Raw genomic sequence first — 17,132 nt, 5'->3', positions numbered from 1 at the left:
GATTGCAGTGTGATTCAATGTGAAACAGGGTTAATGGTGGCAAGCAACTTCATGCGGCGTGATTCGATTTTCTACAAGCTGTTCCAACAATCGCCAACCCTGTTGTTTGAACTGTTGCCTGACCCACCCGCCAATGCCGAAGCTTATCGGTTCGACTCGGTAGCGGTGAAAGAACCCCGGTTTGAAATCGATGGAGTTTTCTTACCGCCAAAAGACGAAGCCGCAGGAACAGTCTACTTCTGTGAAGTGCAGTTTCAAAAAGATGAACGGCTTTACGAGCGCATCTTTGCTGAGTGTTCTCTGTATTTTTATCGGAATGGCGACCGCTACGGCGACTGGCAGGTTGTAGTCATCTACCCCTCCCGCAGTGTTGAACAAAGTAGGTTGCACCCACATCGAACCTTCCTCAACGGAGATCAAGTTCATCGAGTATATCTGGATGAATTAGGTGAGATTCGCTCCTTGCCTCTGTGGGTTGCCGTGATGGTTCTGACCACAATAGAAGAAGACAAAGCGCCAGAAGAAGCCCGTTATTTATTGAGCCGCACCCCTGCCGAATCAGCCTCACCAGGTAGTCGTGCGATAATTGAAATGGTGATAACCATCATGGCGTATCGATTTGAGCAGTTGAGCCGCAAGGAGATAGAGTCGATGCTAGACATCTCGCTCAAGGAAACACGGGTTTATCGGGAGATTAAGGAAGAAGGTCGCGAAGAAGGTCGCGAAGCAATGGCTCATGCTATGTCTCGACTGTTGACAAAGCGATTAGGAGAACTTCCTCAAACTGTGAATTCTTCTGTGATGAATTTGTCCCTGCCAGTGTTGCAAGAGTTGAGTGAGGCACTGCTGGATTTTGCGAGTTTGGACGATTTGCAGGCTTGGTTAGCAGAACAGGGCTAGCGATCGCCCCTCATTCCCAAGCGATCGCTCCAAACCTGACAGATGGGTTCGTTTCTAACTAGTGCAGGTCTCAATTAGCTGATCAATCCCATTGACCGTGAGAATAGGTGCATTCAACTGCTGGGAAAGGTCTTCCAGCCGCATGTCATCCAGAAAGCGAGAGTCGTCATGCTTGAGCATCAGAGATGGCAGCAAAATTCCTTGCCCCAAATCTTTGCCCGACAAGGCACGAAGTAAGTCTTGCCCGGTCAATAGCCCCGTAACCGTAATTTCCTGCCCCCAATATTGGCTGTTTAGCGCCACCATTTCAACTTCTAGCCCTTTTACCTGATTTAACCGTTGAAGAATGGGCTGAAAAGCTTGCTCAACTGCATTGCCAACCACCCAGGTAAAGCGACGAGCAGGTGAAACGCTTACAGGCAAGTGCTTTGCCGCAGACTGAAACTCTTTGAGAAATTGGCGAATCGAACCTACCCCATTGCCAATTTGCGGGTAATCTTCATAATGCGACTCAGGCGGTAAGTCTTGCCCACCGATGAGGAACCATTCGTCTGCAAGCCAAGCAAAGGTGAAGCCTAGCTGATGCTGAAATTTGGACTGCAATGCCTGCACCTGGGCGATTACTTCTCGTGCCTTGGCAGGCGTGACGGGCACCAGTTCATCTTCGACAGGGCGGAAGCGAGTTAAACCCACGGGGACAACCGCAACGGAGGCAACAGCAGGAATGTCTCCCTGATGAAACTTCACCAGGTCAAGTAGCGATCGCTCCAAATGTTCACCATCATTGATCCCCGGACACACGACAACCTGAGCGTGAATTTGCAGCTCATGCTGCTGAAACCAGCGTAGATGATCAAGAATTTGTCCAGCGCGAGGGTTCTTTAGTAGACGAATGCGGATCTCTGGCTCGGTGGCGTGAACCGAGACGTAAAGCGGAGAAAGCCGCATTTGAGCAATGCGGCTCCATTCTCGCTGGGTCAGGTTGGTCAGGGTCAGGTAGCTGCCGTAAAGAAAACTGAGGCGATAGTCGTCATCTTTGAGGTAAAGGGTTTGCCGCATTCCAGGTGGCTGCTGGTCAATGAAGCAAAAGGGACAACGGTTGTTGCACTGAATCAGTCCGTCAAACAGCGCAGTTTCAAACTCCAGTCCCAGGTCGTCGTCATACTCTTTTTCGATTTCGACCTGATGGCTCTGTCCTTTTGCGTCTAAGACTTCCAGTTCTAGAACCTCGTCCGCGCAAAAAAACTGATAGTCAATTAGGTCGCGCAAGGGTTGTCCGTTAATCGAGACGAGGCGATCGCCTGCCTCAAAGCCGATTTCTGCTGCGATCGAGTCGGGCAGCACATTAGTAATTAGGGCAGGACGAATAGAACAGTCGCTCATGGGATTAGGCTGGGGAATTAGGCTGAATCAGTCAGCTTTTCGACAAAAACTTGGTAAGACTTGTGGGTTATTTTGATCTTGTCACGAAAAATCGTGAGGAAGGCATCGATCCCGGCTTTGGGGTTGTGCTGAGTATTTTGGTCAAAGGAAAAGCCATAATCGTCAAACACGATCAGCCCTCCTGCTTTCACCAATCTCCAGCCTAGCAGGGCATCCTCCAAAACATCACTGGCGATGTGGGAACCGTCAATGTAAAGCAGGTCGTAAGTGCTGAGAGGAAGCGATCGCAGCTTTTCTTGAGACTGCCCAATTTGCTTTTGTACCTTTTGCGGTACGCCAGTTTTAGCAATGTTAGCGTCAAATCTAGACTCAAGAGACTGCACATAATCGGCATCAAAGCGACTATGTTCGGCACTTCCCTGAAACGTATCAATGCAGGTAACTTGAGCTGACCCGTGAGTCAAGATGTGGTCGAGCAGCCAACAGGTTGAGCGACCTTCCCAACTGCCAATTTCCAAAACTTGCAGATTTCGTCCGGCGAGCGGCAGTAGGTGCTGCTCCCAAACCAGAATGTTATTGCTGAACCAATCCTGGGTAAATTGGTAGCCTCTAGACTGTACCTGAAGCTGATAGCGGGTTCTCGAAAGCTGATATTGTGCCTGGGTCAAATGAGGGTCTGCCTCACAAGCCTGTTGGAATAGCGCTAGCGCCTGCTGAAGCTGCTCCTGGTCAAGCAAAACCATTCCAGCATTAAAACAAATTCGCGCTAGATTAGCTTTAGAAAAATCAGGCTGAAGGGCGATCGCCTGCTGAAAACATTCAATCGCCTGCTCTAATTCTTTCTGTTGGTGAAGAGCGGTACCCAAATTGTTGTAGGCTCTGGCAAGTGCATTCTTGTGTTCTGCGGCGATCGCCTCTTTCATTTCACTACTTTGCTGATAAAAGGCGATCGCTTTGACCCACTTTTCTTGTGCTAAATATTCAGCAACTATGGGTTGCCAATTAATGAATTCAGTTGGGATGAAGCGCTGGTCTAATTGATAGAGCTTTTTGAATAGATAAAGCGTTTTTTCAGATTCTAGTTGAGTGGCGATCGCATGTAATTTATTTTCCTCTGGTGTCCAGTCAAGCTGATAGTCTTCTGGTGGCGTTTGAAACTTCTTAAGTTGGCGATCGAAGCTATTGCCAGGATAACGGACATACTCAACCGTTTCTAGATCAGCTCTAAAGACCTTGAAAAACTTGCCAATCCAATCTAGATAAGCCGTATCTTCTCGCCCTCGAATCTGCTTGTAAACTGCTGCTTCAGGAAAACCTTCCACAAACTCGTGACAGTCTCGGCGCATGCAAAGATTAATCAACAAACTATTGTCAATTGCAGCCCTCCAATGCGGATGAAGCTGTTCTTGAATCTTGGCTTTTGTCTTAACCACAGCAACCTGATTGGTAGGCATAACTTCAGGTTGAATTGGAATTTCCTGACTCAATGCCTTGTAGCAAACATAGATATGTTCTTTAAGAAACAGATCATCCCCATCGCAGAAAAACAAAATTTCTCCAGTCGAAATTCTCACACCCGTATTTCTGGCTGGACCTGCTCCTAAGCTTTTAGAATGACGGGTGACTTGATAAATAGATTTATAGCTAGATTTCTGCTGAATAAAATCGTTGACAGCTTCTTCCGTATTATCCGAAGAAGCGTCATTCACAACTACAATTTCGGCACTAACGGCGGCAGCATTATTATAATTTTGACGAAAGAAATCAAGACTAGATTCGATACTTTCTAGTGTTTTTTGAATAAACCTTTCACAGTTATAAACAGGGACAACAATCGCCAGAGAGTTGATCATTGGAGATAGCCCCTTTCACGAGAATGTTTGAAGAGTCCTTCAAAGGAATAAAGGCTATCTGATTCTATCTAGTTTTTCTTAAAACTAATACCGATTTGATTTGCAGATGTTGCAGATTTGCGTAAGGGCGCATCGTAACGCGCCCTCACAGGGGTATCGCCACTGCCTCACTCAATTAGCTCACCAATGTTAAAGTCTATTCTTGTCCAGCTTTTGAGCCTTCTCAGGTTGCCAAGCAGCAGTAATGGAATTTGCCAGTGATGCACCATGAGAAATGGCAGCGGATCACTTACTTCAAAAATTGCTTCTTTGCCGCGCCAAACGTTTTTGAACCAGGTTTGTAATTGTTTGAAAGAACGAATTTGGTTCAGTCGCCAAAGTTCATGATAGAGCCAGTGGGTTGGTTTACTGTCTGGAAGCGGTTGTAACGGTTCAGCAGCAGGTTGACTAAGATACGCATCCGCTACGCCAGGATGGTTGTAAAACATGGTGATGGCAGAGTGAGTTCGCGGATTGCACTCAATTGGATATACGGTTCCATCTGCTGCCTGAATAATGTCAAATGAGGCTTGTCCCGTGCCGCCAATGCTTTCCAGAAAGCGATTAATCCATTCACTAATTTCGGGTTTGTCTACATTCTCGTAATTCACCTGAAACGCGGAGGATTTACAGCAGCAGTAGAGCGTTGATTTGCCATCTCGCACGGTGCTATGCGTGCAGTATTCTTGCCCAGGAATAAACTCCTGCATAATCCAGGGTTTCTTTTCGCTGATTGGCAAACTGTTGACGAAGGCGGCCGTTGCTTCAGGCGTATCACAAGGAAGTTTGGTCAAGTCTAAACGCCGGATTGCGTCATAGGGAATGCTTTTGAGAATGTACTGATGTTTTTCCTGAGAAAAGTCAAAGTTCAGAACCTGTTCTGGAGCGGTAATTTTAAAGGATTTGGGGACGGTGAGTGAGAGCGATCGCGCTTTCTCAGCAAAGGCAAACTTATCATCCAGCATTCGGACGATATCCCGTTCAAAGTGAAACACCTCACAGTAGCCAGATAGCGGATGCTGCTCCATTCCCTCTGGGTAAATGACCGCAAAAATTGCAACGGGAATAAACAGATCAATAGTTTCAGCTTTGGCGATCGCCTGCAACGTCTTTGTGTAACCTTCCAAATCCTGGTTTGGATCAGGAACCGTATAGAACTTTGCAACCGTGTTGGAGAACCGATTGCCATTCAGCCAAAACTTTTCAGTATCAATCAAAATGACCCGATGCCCAGCCGCATGGAAGGAACGCGCTAATTGCAGCGTTTTCGTCATTCTGGCACCCGCAATTAAGATATTCTTAGGATGCTGTATCGGAGTGGCTGGTTGGCGAAAAGGCTGACGTATCCAATTCCAGAGCAGCGCTAAACTTACAACTGTGAGGTTTAGGGGAAGGGCGATCGCTAACAGTGCCAGGGTTCCTAGATTTTGAAATATCACAAAGATGAGTGACGAGAAGTGCGGCGATCGCGCTCCAGAAGCCGCTGGAGGTGGATTTGTTATTGTTTCTCGCAAAAGGGTTTTCATTCAGTTGGTTTGTAGGGAGTTAATTGCAGGACCCGTAGGGGCAAACAGCCGTTCGCCCCTACCTGGGTTTACACTCGACGAATTAGGGTTAGCCCGTCTCGCAATGGCAGCAGAACTTGCTCAGTGCGAGGATCTTCGGCAACAAATTGATTGAATTGAGCGATCGCCTGACCATTCGTTGACCGCTCTGCCTCTGGTGAGTAAACCTGCCCCTGAAACAAGGTGTTATCGACGCAGATGTAGCCATTCTCAGCTAGCAAATTGCTATCCAATAGCTTTTGGTAGTACTGAATGTATTCCTGCTTATCCGCATCGATAAACACGAAGTCAAACGGAGGTTCATGATTCGCCAGTTTTTCGAGTGTCTCTAGAGCGGCTCCTAGCTCAATCTGAATTTTGCTGCCGTGGGGCGATTGCTGAAAGAGCGATTGGGCAAACTCAGCCGTATAGGGGTCAACCTCACAGGCAACTAAATACCCGTCCGCAGGCAAAGCCTCTGCCATTGCTAGCGCTGAATATCCTGTAAACATGCCAATATCCAGAATGCGACGAGCACCTGTCATGTGAACAAACAGTTTGAGCGTCTGTCCTTCAACATGTCCAGAGAGCATTTCCTGCTCCAGTGGACGCACCGTTTTACCCTGATCGAATCGGCTTTGCCACACTTCACGGTGTGTTCTTTCAGCAATTTCAGTGAGTTCTGGTGATTCGGGTGTGGTCGATTGCTCCAGATAGGGGTCTAATCCCGCCATCAACACCAATGCCTTTTGTAGATGCATTGCCAGATCGTCCGATACATCCGGCATTTGAACTAACAGGGCTACTGCGGCTTCCAAATGTTCAACCGCAATACCCAAGGGTGTAACAGGGCGGGGTGCGTTTGGGGTACTTGCAGCCATAGAGCGAACCGAGTCAGGAGTTACGCTGAAAGTCATGCTTTACCTCCAACTAAGGTGGGTTCTTCGACGGTCTGACTAGCACCCGTGTCACTCACATAGGCATCTACTCCTGCACCAGCACGGGGATAGTCTGCACAGAGCTGCTTGTGCTGATGTAAAGCTGCGTCTAGCTCTTGACGAGTCAGGTCATTCACAAAGTGACAAACCCCAATTGGACAGGGCATTGCAGCTCGCAGCAAACCGTCCCGTGTTGCAGTAATAGATTGGGTTGCCTGCCAGAGTAAATCACCATTCAGCATGGGATGGTCAAGCGCTAGCCCTAAGCGGCTCATCAGTCCCAGGATGCGATCGCGCTCTTCAGTCGTGATATATCCTCGCTTAGCAGCGATCGTAGCGGATAGCGCCATGTCGATATTGACTGCGTGACCATGCAGCAAAGGCGGTTCAGGAGCTAGCTCTAGCGTCGGACTCCAAGTATGTCCGTAGGCAATCACCCGGTCGAGCATCAACTCATGCAAATTAGAAGCTTCTAACTCCAGCATGGTTTTGATCGACTCATAATTTACTTTGTGTCCAATCTTCTGTAAGTCAGCGTCTTCAGTGAAATAGCCAAAATGATTGTGCAGCAACGTTTCACCATAGCGATCGAGCAAATCAAACACTTCAGCATTAGAAACGATTGCAATTTTCAGCAGTTCTGCCATGCCGTTACGAATCTGGTCAACAGGCAGCGTTTGCAGGAATGAGAAATCCAGAAAGACCTTCTGGGGAGCATGGTAAGCACCGAGGCGGTTCTTTAGTTTGCCGTGATTTACCGCGACTTTAATCGCAATGCCTGCATCAATCAGCGCAATCAACGTGGTTGGAATCCGAATGTAATTAGTGCTGCGACGATAGGCAGCACAGGCAAAGCCCGTGACGTCTTGAACCAGTCCGCCACCGATCACTAAAACGGGTTCTTTGCGCACTAGATTGAAGCGGGAGAATGCATCAATGATGGTTTGAAAAGTCGTGATCGTCTTGTCAGGCTCTTCGATCGCGACTGGGAAGATGGTCAAATCAATGCCGTAATGCTGGAAATATTGTTGTAGATAAGAACCGTAAAGACGGTAAACGTTGTGATCAACGACTGCAAGGCATCGTCCCAGACGAGTGTAGTGGTCAGCTAAGTCAGATTTGCGAAGATCAAAAATGCTGTCCACAATCTGAAAATTGAGTTCAATTTTTTCGTATCCTTCGACTTGAAAACCGGTTGCAGTGGAAGAAAGCTGTGCCTGTATATTGCTCATGATGATTCCGTAAGAGTGATGAAAGGGTGAGTTGTAACAGGGAAGACAAGGAAACTCAAGCCCGAGTTGAGCAAGCGGCTACCCCTCAGGGCAGCAGTTGCTCTAGTCATCAACGTTTAACTTTAAGAGAATGGGCGAGGTGTACAGTCCGCGTTCTGCAAATCTCTCAGACTACTAAATCTGGTCATACCAACTCTCAAGCAGCGCAGACCTATTGATTAATCTGCGCTAGCCAAGGAGCAGGGTTATCCTGTCTGAGGTTTGTGTCAGCTAGACAATATTGCCAAGTAAAATTGGGCATGGAAAAATCTCATACGATAGCAGGTTGGTCAAATTCGCACATCCTGTATCTATGGATTGAGTAAAAATCTTTTAATTGGAGCTTACGCTTCTACAAGCCAATCTGTTGCGGAAAAATGCGAACAGATGAAAACCCGAATGCGAATAGATTTGGCAAACTCCCAATAAATGACGAGTCCGAAAATACCTTTGATCTGAAGCATTAGGGAGTAACACCATCAACTAAGAGTAGGGTAGTCAGTGGCTACAGGCAGAGAACACTGTCAAGAGGTGTAGAGCGGCTACGTCAAAAGATAGAGAAGTATATCCTGGCGGATACATATGAAGTAAGGCAGCCGCAAGTTTGCAGTATTGACTGGACTTTGAAGAGGCAGTTTAATCGGTGATTGTGGCTGTAAGGGGGTATCGGTGAATGGCTTAAGCTCACCCCTTAACCGAGTTTGCCAAAGATGCCTTCCCTGACCTACAAAATGTGGCGATCGGGACGAAGACAGGTTCCTAAACCGCTATTGTCTAGCGAGTATTAAGGAACCCTATAACATGCCACAACAATTACCAACGTTGTATTCGCAAACTGGACATATTAATAATGTGGTTCGCTACAAAACAATCATGAAGGGGCGATCGCTAACTGGCGATCGCCCCTTCATGATTGACCCGCTTTACTGGGTAGATATCAATACAGAAGCCGACTGGACTTATGCTGAATGGCTGATTAACAGCAATACACTACCGATTTATCAACCACAGATTAAAAAAGCAACTTAAAGCAGCTCAACACTGCTTCTCAAACAAATGTTCTAGAGAATTGCGGACAAGGAGATTTTTCAAAAAGTCGCGGGCGTATTCTAATTCGTAGTGCCTGGGTCTGCCCTGAAAGATAATCTGATACTTGTGGCTATACTCACCGTCGCCGTGACCAGAAATTAGTTTTTGACGAAAAGCTGCGTCAGCAAGGTGGCGCACCTCATCTCTAAGGTCAGCTTTAGTGCTACTCATCACTTACGTCTCCAAAAAAACTTTTTATCAATTGCGATATTAACTGGGATATTAGTACCACCCAAGAAGTCAAAGAAGCAATCTGAAGAAGGTTTTAGTCCTTAAACATTCTGCTTGTCCGCCTTACACCACACTTAAGGTTATAGAAAGCCGGCTAAGTAACTTCATCTTCCAAAAGTTGTGTTCCTTGATACAGAATATGACCCTTAATCAGCAACAGCTTGAACAGAACCTCCGATAGAAGCAGCTAAGGTTAGAACGAGGTACTGTTAGGGTGGAAAATTCGACCTGAATGCAACGTCTCACTTGAGATAGATCATTTACTTCTAAAGTAAGTTGCTTTTTGGTCGAGCTGTTGTGTTGGTCGAGTGATTAAGGCGTTTGATTTGGAGAGACAAATGGTTTTACAAGAAAGTGAGCAAACATTTCGGGTAAATGCTCGAAAAACAGATGCCTTTGACATTTATAACTTGAGGCACTACGAAGGACCTAACTTCTACCTCAACACGTCGGCGCTAGTTTTTGACTTTGCTTTAACGGGCTACAACGAACCTCTGCCCCTAGCTGATTATGTCTCAGCCATTAGCGATTACTATCCGCACCTAAAAGATAAACATTACGAATCCTACGCTCAACTGTTTGCTTGGACCGTAGCTGAGGTCAGCAACCTGGATATGGGCTTACATCTCGATCGCTGGAGTGTAACTCCTCAATCTAACTCTGTCGATAAGATCGCGGTGCAAGCAATCCATCAACGCACTAGTCGGGAAGTTGCCTACTGCGTCTGGGACTGGTTTGAAGCAATTAGCCAAAACCAAACCTTTAACCTTACGGACCAGATTGAGGTGTTGCAGAGTGCCTTTCGCCATTCAGTTTATGGTGGACCTACAGTGTATGCACTGTTACGTACGGCCTACGAAAGAGAAATCCCCACCTTCTATTTGTGGGATGAGGGGTTGATGCAGTATGGCTATGGCAGAAAACAAGTTCGCGGTATTGCCACCACTTTTGACTGTGATAGTCATATTGACTCAGATTTTACGACTAACAAAGAAGATTGCAAACGTTTCCTAAGCACGTTGGGTTTCCCTGTTCCTAAGGGAGAAGTTGTATTTTCTCGTCAAGAGGCTTTGATTGTGGCAAAGCGCATCGGTTATCCCGTTGCAGTCAAACCTGTAGTTGGGCACAAGGGTATTGGCGTAACAGCAGCCGTGCAGAATGGGGATGAGTTAGAGATTGCGTTTGAGCGGGCAGTAGAGGCGATCGCCGAAAATGAACCTGTTCGCGTCATTGTCGAAGAAAGCATTTCGGGTGCCGACTTCCGCCTCCTGTGCGTTAACGGCAGATTTGTTGCAGCAACCGAACGCCGTCCAGCCTCCGTGACTGGAGACGGAGATTCCACTATTTTTGAATTGATCCAGCGCGAAAACCGCACTGCGGCTCGAATTGATACTCCCACCTCTCCTCTAGGCAAGATCAAGCTTGATGAATCGCTGGAAAACTACCTGGAAGAGCAAGGGCTATCTGTAGACAGTGTGCTTGAGGAAGACCGTACCGTTTATCTTCGCAAGGTTGCTAACCTCTCAGCAGGCGGTTTAAGCATTGATGCAACTCCTTCCATTCATCCTGACAATGTAATCCTGGCGCAAGACGTTGCCCAACACTTTCGCTTGACCTGCTTAGGAATCGATTTGATTACTCGGGATCTATCAAAATCCTGGAAGCAAGGTGGACTGAGCATCATCGAAATTAATGCAGCTCCAGGCATTTATATGCATCTTAAACCTGCGATCGGAGAAAGAGTCGATGTGACTTCTCACATTCTGCACACCTTCTTTGAATCAGGTGCCGCTGCTCGAGTCCCCATCATTAGCTTTAACCGAGTTTCAGTCCAGGAGCTTCAAGAAGTCATTGACCACATTCTGTTGCAGCGTCCAGACTGGGTGGTTGGCGCAGTTTGCCGAGATACCGTTTTTGTGAATCGGGCTGAGAAACCGTTGAACTCGGAGTACAACGCCAATGTCCAAAATCTGCTGCGGAATCGCAGGTTAGATTTGCTGATTGTGGAATATCGGGAAGACGTTCTAGAGCGAGAAGGAATGTTTTATTTCGGCAGCAATCTTGTCGTGTTAGACAATCCAACAGAACATGAAATGATGCTCTCCCGCGATGTGTTTGAGGATTCAACTGTTGTGATTCGACGCGGAGACAATATTTCGATTTCCCGCAAGGGCTTGATGGAGCAGTATCAGCTTGGCTCCGCGGAACCCTTTTCTCGTGCTTACCTCAAGGAATTTGCAACGGTTCTCTAACCACAAAAATACAAGGTGGTGCGACAAACTTACAGCAACTTCCATTTGCATAAACCACAAATCCCTGTAGGGGCAGTTCGCGAACCGCCCCTACGCTTCCCATCGGAAGATTACTGTAAATGAAGTGTTGGAATAGCTTCAAAGGCTGCAATTTTCTGACAGCATGGGTTCCGCTACGCTTCACCCATCCTACAAAACCCTACTGATACCTCTCTCCGCGTAGGTTGGGTGGAGCATAGCGGAACCCACAGTAGAAGCATAATTGACACGAATTAGCACTCTTTGCCCATGCTACGTTTGCCGCAAAATTAAAGACTCTCCACGCGGTTTCACCTCAGAGCTGAAGAGTTGAGTGAGTCTGCTCGATGGCTGCTACGCTGACGATTGATTACCTCTGGCAAAATCACCCCAACCTGGTTATTAAAGATCTCCATATCTTTCTGATCTTTTTCCTCAAAACTGGACTTGAGGTAATCAGGCACGTCTGGCCAGTCTGCCGCACTATATTCTGGGAAGTTGCCTAGTCTGCGTTTGTTGACCAGTTGGGTTACACCCAACAACTCACCATCCGCCCCTAAAACAGGCATACACAATAAACTGCAAGTACGATAACGAGTTTTTTGATCGGTTTTTCGGGCTATCTCAGAGTCAGGGTGATTGTACAGGTCAAAGGGAATATTCAAGGCTTGTCCAGTTTGAGCAACTTTTCCGACAAAGCCCTCGCCTATTGGGACTCGGGTTTCTAACCAGGCTCCGCTGCTTTGACGGATGCTAGTCCACAGTTCATTGGTTCGATGATCAATCAGCCAAAGTGTACTGCGATCGGCGTGAGTTAAATTCTTGGCTGCCTGCATCACCTTTTGAATTAACTCCTCAGGATTGCCGCTGCTTTGGTTGACGAAGCTAATGGCTTGATAGAGCGGATCAAGCGCCCGCTGCTGTTCTTGAATTGTCAAAATTTCCTGATGGAAAGATCGACATGCCTGAAGGATCGGCAGAACTGGCTCAAGACAAATCTTTAAGTAGTCTGAATCAGATTTTGAAAATCCTCTTGGATCAATTTTTTCTTCTAACGGTAGTCCGGGTATGGAAAGCTGCAATTTGTTGAACGCTCGAATAATTGCAATTACTTTTCCGCGTTGATCTATCACTGGAAAGAGCAGCAGGTTGAGGAGACCGTTTACTTTATCTGGACTCACTCCTTTGTAAATCAACACATCGTTAAACTTCTGCGGATTGTGGCTTGCCTGAGTTGCTCTTGTTTCTAGAATTTTGTGAGCAATTCCTAGAGTGGCTGAAATCCGAATTTCGCTTGCATCGCCTCCTATATCTAGATTGAGTGACCAAAATTCTGTTTCTTCTGCATCTAATAAAAAGATAGTTGTGAATTCGGCTTTTAGCAGTTTGCTGAGCGATTGGCTGACAAAACTCAGGACGTGATAAAGCACGTTGTGTAGTGCCTCGTCATCCCGGTCAGCAACAGCACTGCTCAACACGGACAGTGCGTTGTAAATTGCCTCTTTGGGTTTAACCTGTCCTAGCTGCTTGAGGGTTTCGTGGGTTTTGACAAACTGAAGCATAACTCCTACCCGTTCATTAAACACCTGCATTGCCTGCTGATCGTTGCGGTCAAAGCCAGTCTTAAAGTAATCGGGAACGGTGGGCCAATCGTCTTTGCTGTATTCAGGATGATTTCCTGGTTTGCGTTTGTTGACGAGTTGAGTTACACCCAAAAGCTCACCTTCTGGGCTAATCACGGGCATACACAGCAAACTACAGGTGCGGTAACGTGTCTGTTCGTCTGTTTTTTTAGCGTTTTCAGCGCTGGGGTGATCATACAGGTCAAAGGGAATGATCATCGGTTCGCGGGTGAGGGCAACATATCCTGCAAACCCTACACCGATCGCACACCGCACTTCGCCCCGCCCTGGAATTTCTGTCCATAGATCGCCCTGGTCATGGTCAACTAACCATAGGGTGCTGCGGTCAGCATTCATCAACTTTTTGGCGGTGTTCATTACCCGTTGCAAGATTGCTTTTGTATCCAGATTGATCTGGTCGAGCGATCGCGTTGCCTCTGCCAGTGCGGCAGTTGCCTGAAGCTTTCTGACTGCCTTGTAGCAAGACTGACAGCTTTCCAAAATTCGCCGGATGGGTAACAAGCATTTTGCCAGTCGTTCTAGATCTAGCTTGGTAAAGCCCGTTGGCCTAATCGCTTCGTTGCTATCGGGCAGCTTTTCTGCCTGCAATTTATTTAGAAATTGGATAACGGCAACCACTTCTTTGGTTTCGCTTAGAATTGGCAGCGCCAGGATGTTCTCAGTTTTATACCCATACTTCTGGTCAAATTCCTTCACCAAAACGGCACGGGGATCGTCATACACGTTGGCAGGAATATGAATCACCTTTTTCGCCTGAGCGACCTGTCCGGCAATTCCTTCGCCCACGCGCACTCGGATGTCGAGAAAATCTCCGGCTTCGTTTTCAGCCACGAGTGACCACAGTTCTGTTTTCTCGTCGTTAAGGAGAAAAATGCTGGCTCGGTCTGCACTAACTAGATCTCCTACCTGTGAAGTGACATCGCGCAGCACTTCATATAAGGTTTGAGCCGACTTTTGTTCTTCTGCACCGTTGTCTACGCGAGACAGGATTTCGATTTGAGAGAGTAGCAGCTTTCTTTCAAGTTCAGCTAATGTTTTGCGAAATATAGCATCACTCGGTTCAATTTCAGACTGAATTTTCTTAAGCGCCTGATCCAACCAGGTTTGGTTAAATGCAGCGGCATAAATGGGGTTGTGAACTTTGATCTGATCTTGCTGTTTGCTCACTAACCCCAGCAGTCGGAGTTCCTTTTGCTCTGGTGAGTCGTCTGCGGCGATCGCTCCCTGCTCCAAGATCTTTTGATAAGTCTGCAACAGTTTAGCGCTGCGCTGCTTTCGCATGGTGAGGCGATCGCGAATTGCCCGCATCGGTTCAAGCGTTGGTAGATTTTCCCATGGGTCAATCAGCTTTTGATGTACCAAATGTTCAAACCACTCTGTCTCAGCACCGACGGCCGGAGCGTCTTCAGCATCCGCAATCAATTGACAGAGTGTTTGAGTCAGAGCGGGTTGCCCTCCCGTCCACTCCAACACTTTAGCCAGCAGCAGCTTATAGTTCTGAGATTTTTGTTTAAACCTCTGGGAGATCGGTAGCTTACTTTTAATCTGATCCTGCTGATGTAGAGTGGAGGGGGTACTTAAAGTCATGATGCAACTCGGTGGGAGAAAGCTGCCTCGCTCACAGCGCACGGCTTCTCAGAGGTTGGTAATTGTAATACGTTTACATTTAGTAGAGCAGTCTTAAAGACAACGTCTTCAGAAGATTTTGGGTCGTCGTGGATCTGTTTGCACAGCCCAAATCAAATCTTGGATACATCTGTCTGAGGCAATTTCCATGTTTTGCCATCTGGAAATTGCTCTGCTAGCCAGACTGTAAACATCACCCGTTCTTTTGTAGGCAAGTCTTCTAAAGCGCTAAAGACTCGTGCTGTAAAGGTGTCATTGCTGAAGAATTCTAAAGCAAGCTCATACACTTTTTGGAGCAGAATGGTGAGGTGTCGTTCCTGCCACACGACTAGATGTGCCGCAATTAACGGATCAACCTTCAAAAGCTGCCGTACCAGATCGCGGGAGTCAGACTGAGGAAAGTTTTCCTGCTGAATGACCTTAGTTACATCTTTCTCAAACAGCTCAGCGTGTCTAGTGCCAAAGAAATAGTCAACTTCTGCATATACTGCCTGAAGCAGCAGCAAGGTAGCTTTGACAAACGTAGAATTGGCTGCATCCGCTGTGTTCCAGGGCAAGGAAGCATCGTCGATGAGTTCATCCAGGTGAACCTTTTCCCAAATGCTGTGACTTTTGGACCCCTTGAGCAGTAAGCAAGTTTTTCCTAAGTTGTCGGTCAAGTTCCACCAAATAAAGCTGACTTCCTTGGACTGACTTTTGGGAAACACATTTAGCAGACGAAACGTCTGATCTTGATGATGCAGGATCGGTATCCGCTTATTTCGGGTGGGGTCCCAGGCGCTAGCGATTTGAATGTCGGGTTTGCGAACTGGAGATGACACCGTCACTTGTAGCTCTTGGCGCATGACGTTACTCTTAAACTTCTCCCTTACAGGATTAGGAGGGTAGATGGAGCGGAGGGGCAGACGTTGATAAAAATCTTGAGCGTCTTTCGGGCGCAAAATTTATAGATGCTAACTGATTATTGATGCTAATCGAGTTTTGTGATCAAGTTTATCGCTAAATCCGTTTCCCAGGAATCCATCCGTCGGGTGTCTAGGAGAGGAGTTTTTTCATGCGATCGGGCTAATGACATAAGTGCCCTGATCGGAACGTAGAGTTAACATTTCAACACGAAGCGCTGGGAGAATAGGCAGATTTTCTTCTGAGTCCATAACAGAAGGGCATTGCTGATGTGATGTATGAATTTCGTAGGGACATGGCATTGCCATCTCCTTACAGAGGGGATTGAGTTCCGTGAATCACACCCATGTTCAGCAACGCTGACAGGAGTTCCTGACACGGTTACAGCAACTTCTGACATGGTTGCAACAACTTCTGGCATGGTTACAGTAACTTTTGTTGTGATCGCCCGTTTAGCCCAATGCACCCGACGCAGAGCAGATGAGCAGGGCAGCAGGATGGCGCAGTCGAGCAAGCCTCTCTAGGTCTTGTTTCATTATTGGAAGCGATCGCCATCAGTGGCTCCAGAGACGCTTGAATAGACTTAGATATCATCTTCTGACTATGAACTCAGACACAGAATTTGCCAGGTTGTGGAGAACAGATGTATCTGGCGTTGAGCTGTTCAGTGCCCGACTGTTTCATCATGCTTTTTCCAAGCACATGCATGAAGAGTACACGATCGGCATGAATGAAGGGGGGCAGGGGCAGTTTTTGTATCGGGGAGAAACCCATCGCGCCTATCCAACCAGTTTTAACTTAATCAATCCAGGCGAGGTACACACGGGGCAAGCCGAATCTAAGGCAGGCTGGACGTTTCGCAATATCTATATTAGTGTGCCGTTAGTTGAACAGATCCAGGCTCAACTGGAAGGGCAGGGAAAAGGATTGCCCCATTTCACTCAACCTGTCATTCGGGATCAATCATTGCGGTTCTGTTTTCACACCTTATTTCAAGCGTTGGCTGAGCCCGCCTCTCACCTAGAGCAACAATCTCATTTGCTTGAGACTTTCTCACAGCTATTTGTAAGACATGGTACGCTGCTGTATTCCTGGCGATCGCCCAAACCAGAAACAAAAGCGACTGCAATCATTCGAGATTACTTGGAGTCTCACTATGCTGAAAACATCTCCATTGAAACGCTGACGCAGCTAACCGGATTGAGTCCCTACTATCTGATTCGCAGTTTTCGGCAGCAGGTTGGCTTACCACCCCATAGCTATCAACGACACTGGCAACTAGTGCAGGCAAAGCGATCGCTACAAACATCTAAACCGCTGTCCCAAATTGCGGTGGAACACGGGTTTTACGACCAGAGCCACCTGAATCGCGCCTTCAAACGTGCCTTTGGAATTACTCCAGGTCAATACCAGAAGGACAATTCTATCCAATACGGGTGAAT

13 protein-coding genes are annotated in these 17,132 nt (G+C 47.1%); 5 read left to right on the top strand and 8 right to left on the bottom strand.

Annotated features, from left to right (window positions below; genetic code table 11):
• The first annotated feature begins 51 nt into the window (after window positions 1–51).
• Complete coding sequence (locus H6F88_RS27975; protein ID WP_190646101.1) at window positions 52–900, top strand: Rpn family recombination-promoting nuclease/putative transposase; 849 nt, start codon at window positions 52–54, stop codon at window positions 898–900.
• Between the two features lie 54 nt (window positions 901–954).
• Here H6F88_RS27975 and H6F88_RS27970 read toward each other — a convergent pair whose 3' ends face one another.
• The 5 genes from H6F88_RS27970 to H6F88_RS27950 form a co-directional block, all read right to left on the bottom strand.
• Window positions 955–2,283, bottom strand: a complete 1,329-nt coding sequence (locus tag H6F88_RS27970; protein ID WP_190646076.1) for a TIGR03279 family radical SAM protein — start codon at window positions 2,281–2,283, stop codon at window positions 955–957.
• Between the two features lie 17 nt (window positions 2,284–2,300).
• Complete coding sequence (locus tag H6F88_RS27965; protein ID WP_190646075.1) at window positions 2,301–4,136, bottom strand: class I SAM-dependent methyltransferase; 1,836 nt, start codon at window positions 4,134–4,136, stop codon at window positions 2,301–2,303.
• A 167-nt stretch (window positions 4,137–4,303) separates the two neighbouring features.
• Window positions 4,304–5,701, bottom strand: a complete 1,398-nt coding sequence (locus H6F88_RS27960; RefSeq protein ID WP_190646074.1) for an ATP-grasp enzyme — start codon at window positions 5,699–5,701, stop codon at window positions 4,304–4,306.
• A 68-nt stretch (window positions 5,702–5,769) separates the two neighbouring features.
• The gene (locus H6F88_RS27955) at window positions 5,770–6,636 is read right to left on the bottom strand and encodes a class I SAM-dependent methyltransferase (protein ID WP_242050746.1); all 867 of its coding nucleotides are present in this window, start codon (window positions 6,634–6,636) and stop codon (window positions 5,770–5,772) included.
• Window positions 6,633–7,889, bottom strand: coding sequence for a sedoheptulose 7-phosphate cyclase (locus H6F88_RS27950; protein ID WP_190646073.1), 1,257 nt, complete (start codon window positions 7,887–7,889; stop codon window positions 6,633–6,635). Before H6F88_RS27950 ends, H6F88_RS27955 begins: the two co-directional genes overlap by 4 nt.
• A gap of 840 nt (window positions 7,890–8,729) precedes the next feature.
• On the opposite strand from H6F88_RS27950, the gene H6F88_RS27945 reads away from it, so the two are divergent.
• Window positions 8,730–8,957, top strand: coding sequence for a hypothetical protein (locus tag H6F88_RS27945; RefSeq protein WP_190646072.1), 228 nt, complete (start codon window positions 8,730–8,732; stop codon window positions 8,955–8,957).
• A 6-nt stretch (window positions 8,958–8,963) separates the two neighbouring features.
• Here the strand turns inward: H6F88_RS27945 and H6F88_RS27940 are convergent, their stop codons facing one another.
• Window positions 8,964–9,188 (bottom strand): hypothetical protein, encoded by a 225-nt coding sequence (locus H6F88_RS27940; protein WP_190646071.1) that lies wholly within the window; start codon window positions 9,186–9,188, stop codon window positions 8,964–8,966.
• A gap of 398 nt (window positions 9,189–9,586) precedes the next feature.
• On the opposite strand from H6F88_RS27940, the gene H6F88_RS27935 reads away from it, so the two are divergent.
• Window positions 9,587–11,500 carry a cyanophycin synthetase gene (locus H6F88_RS27935; protein WP_190646070.1) on the top strand — a complete coding sequence of 638 codons (1,914 nt, stop codon included), beginning with the start codon at window positions 9,587–9,589 and terminating at the stop codon, window positions 11,498–11,500.
• A 329-nt stretch (window positions 11,501–11,829) separates the two neighbouring features.
• Here the strand turns inward: H6F88_RS27935 and H6F88_RS27930 are convergent, their stop codons facing one another.
• Complete coding sequence (locus H6F88_RS27930) at window positions 11,830–14,748, bottom strand: GAF domain-containing protein (RefSeq protein ID WP_190646069.1); 2,919 nt, start codon at window positions 14,746–14,748, stop codon at window positions 11,830–11,832.
• 152 nt (window positions 14,749–14,900) lie between these two features.
• Window positions 14,901–15,632 (bottom strand): Npun_F0813 family protein, encoded by a 732-nt coding sequence (locus H6F88_RS27925; protein ID WP_190646068.1) that lies wholly within the window; start codon window positions 15,630–15,632, stop codon window positions 14,901–14,903.
• Between the two features lie 456 nt (window positions 15,633–16,088).
• Between H6F88_RS27925 and H6F88_RS34200 the strand changes: the two genes are divergently transcribed.
• Together H6F88_RS34200 and H6F88_RS27920 are read left to right on the top strand one after the other, a co-directional pair.
• On the top strand, window positions 16,089–16,214 hold the full coding sequence (locus H6F88_RS34200) for a hypothetical protein (protein WP_277882242.1): 126 nt from the start codon (window positions 16,089–16,091) through the stop codon (window positions 16,212–16,214).
• A gap of 79 nt (window positions 16,215–16,293) precedes the next feature.
• Window positions 16,294–17,130, top strand: coding sequence for an AraC family transcriptional regulator (locus H6F88_RS27920; protein WP_190646067.1), 837 nt, complete (start codon window positions 16,294–16,296; stop codon window positions 17,128–17,130).
• The last annotated feature ends 2 nt before the right edge of the window (window positions 17,131–17,132 follow it).

Source organism: Oculatella sp. FACHB-28, from assembly GCF_014696015.1.
Classification (GTDB): domain Bacteria; phylum Cyanobacteriota; class Cyanobacteriia; order Elainellales; family Elainellaceae; genus JAAUTN01.
This window is presented reverse-complemented; position numbering and strand designations above follow the sequence as displayed.

Excerpts from the sequence above, each read along its gene's own strand:
- H6F88_RS27975 (WP_190646101.1), top strand. The coding sequence starts at position 52 with ATGCGGCGTGATTCGATTTTCTACAAGCTGTTCCAACAATCGCCAACC.
- H6F88_RS27965 (WP_190646075.1), bottom strand. The coding sequence starts at position 4,136 with ATGATCAACTCTCTGGCGATTGTTGTCCCTGTTTATAACTGTGAAAGG.
- H6F88_RS34200 (WP_277882242.1), top strand. The coding sequence starts at position 16,089 with ATGGTTGCAACAACTTCTGGCATGGTTACAGTAACTTTTGTTGTGATC.
- H6F88_RS27950 (WP_190646073.1), bottom strand. The coding sequence starts at position 7,889 with ATGAGCAATATACAGGCACAGCTTTCTTCCACTGCAACCGGTTTTCAA.
- H6F88_RS27945 (WP_190646072.1), top strand. The coding sequence starts at position 8,730 with ATGCCACAACAATTACCAACGTTGTATTCGCAAACTGGACATATTAAT.
- H6F88_RS27925 (WP_190646068.1), bottom strand. The coding sequence starts at position 15,632 with ATGCGCCAAGAGCTACAAGTGACGGTGTCATCTCCAGTTCGCAAACCC.
- H6F88_RS27970 (WP_190646076.1), bottom strand. The coding sequence starts at position 2,283 with ATGAGCGACTGTTCTATTCGTCCTGCCCTAATTACTAATGTGCTGCCC.
- H6F88_RS27930 (WP_190646069.1), bottom strand. The coding sequence starts at position 14,748 with ATGACTTTAAGTACCCCCTCCACTCTACATCAGCAGGATCAGATTAAA.
- H6F88_RS27935 (WP_190646070.1), top strand. The coding sequence starts at position 9,587 with ATGGTTTTACAAGAAAGTGAGCAAACATTTCGGGTAAATGCTCGAAAA.
- H6F88_RS27920 (WP_190646067.1), top strand. The coding sequence starts at position 16,294 with ATGAACTCAGACACAGAATTTGCCAGGTTGTGGAGAACAGATGTATCT.
- H6F88_RS27960 (WP_190646074.1), bottom strand. The coding sequence starts at position 5,701 with ATGAAAACCCTTTTGCGAGAAACAATAACAAATCCACCTCCAGCGGCT.
- H6F88_RS27955 (WP_242050746.1), bottom strand. The coding sequence starts at position 6,636 with ATGACTTTCAGCGTAACTCCTGACTCGGTTCGCTCTATGGCTGCAAGT.
- H6F88_RS27940 (WP_190646071.1), bottom strand. The coding sequence starts at position 9,188 with ATGAGTAGCACTAAAGCTGACCTTAGAGATGAGGTGCGCCACCTTGCT.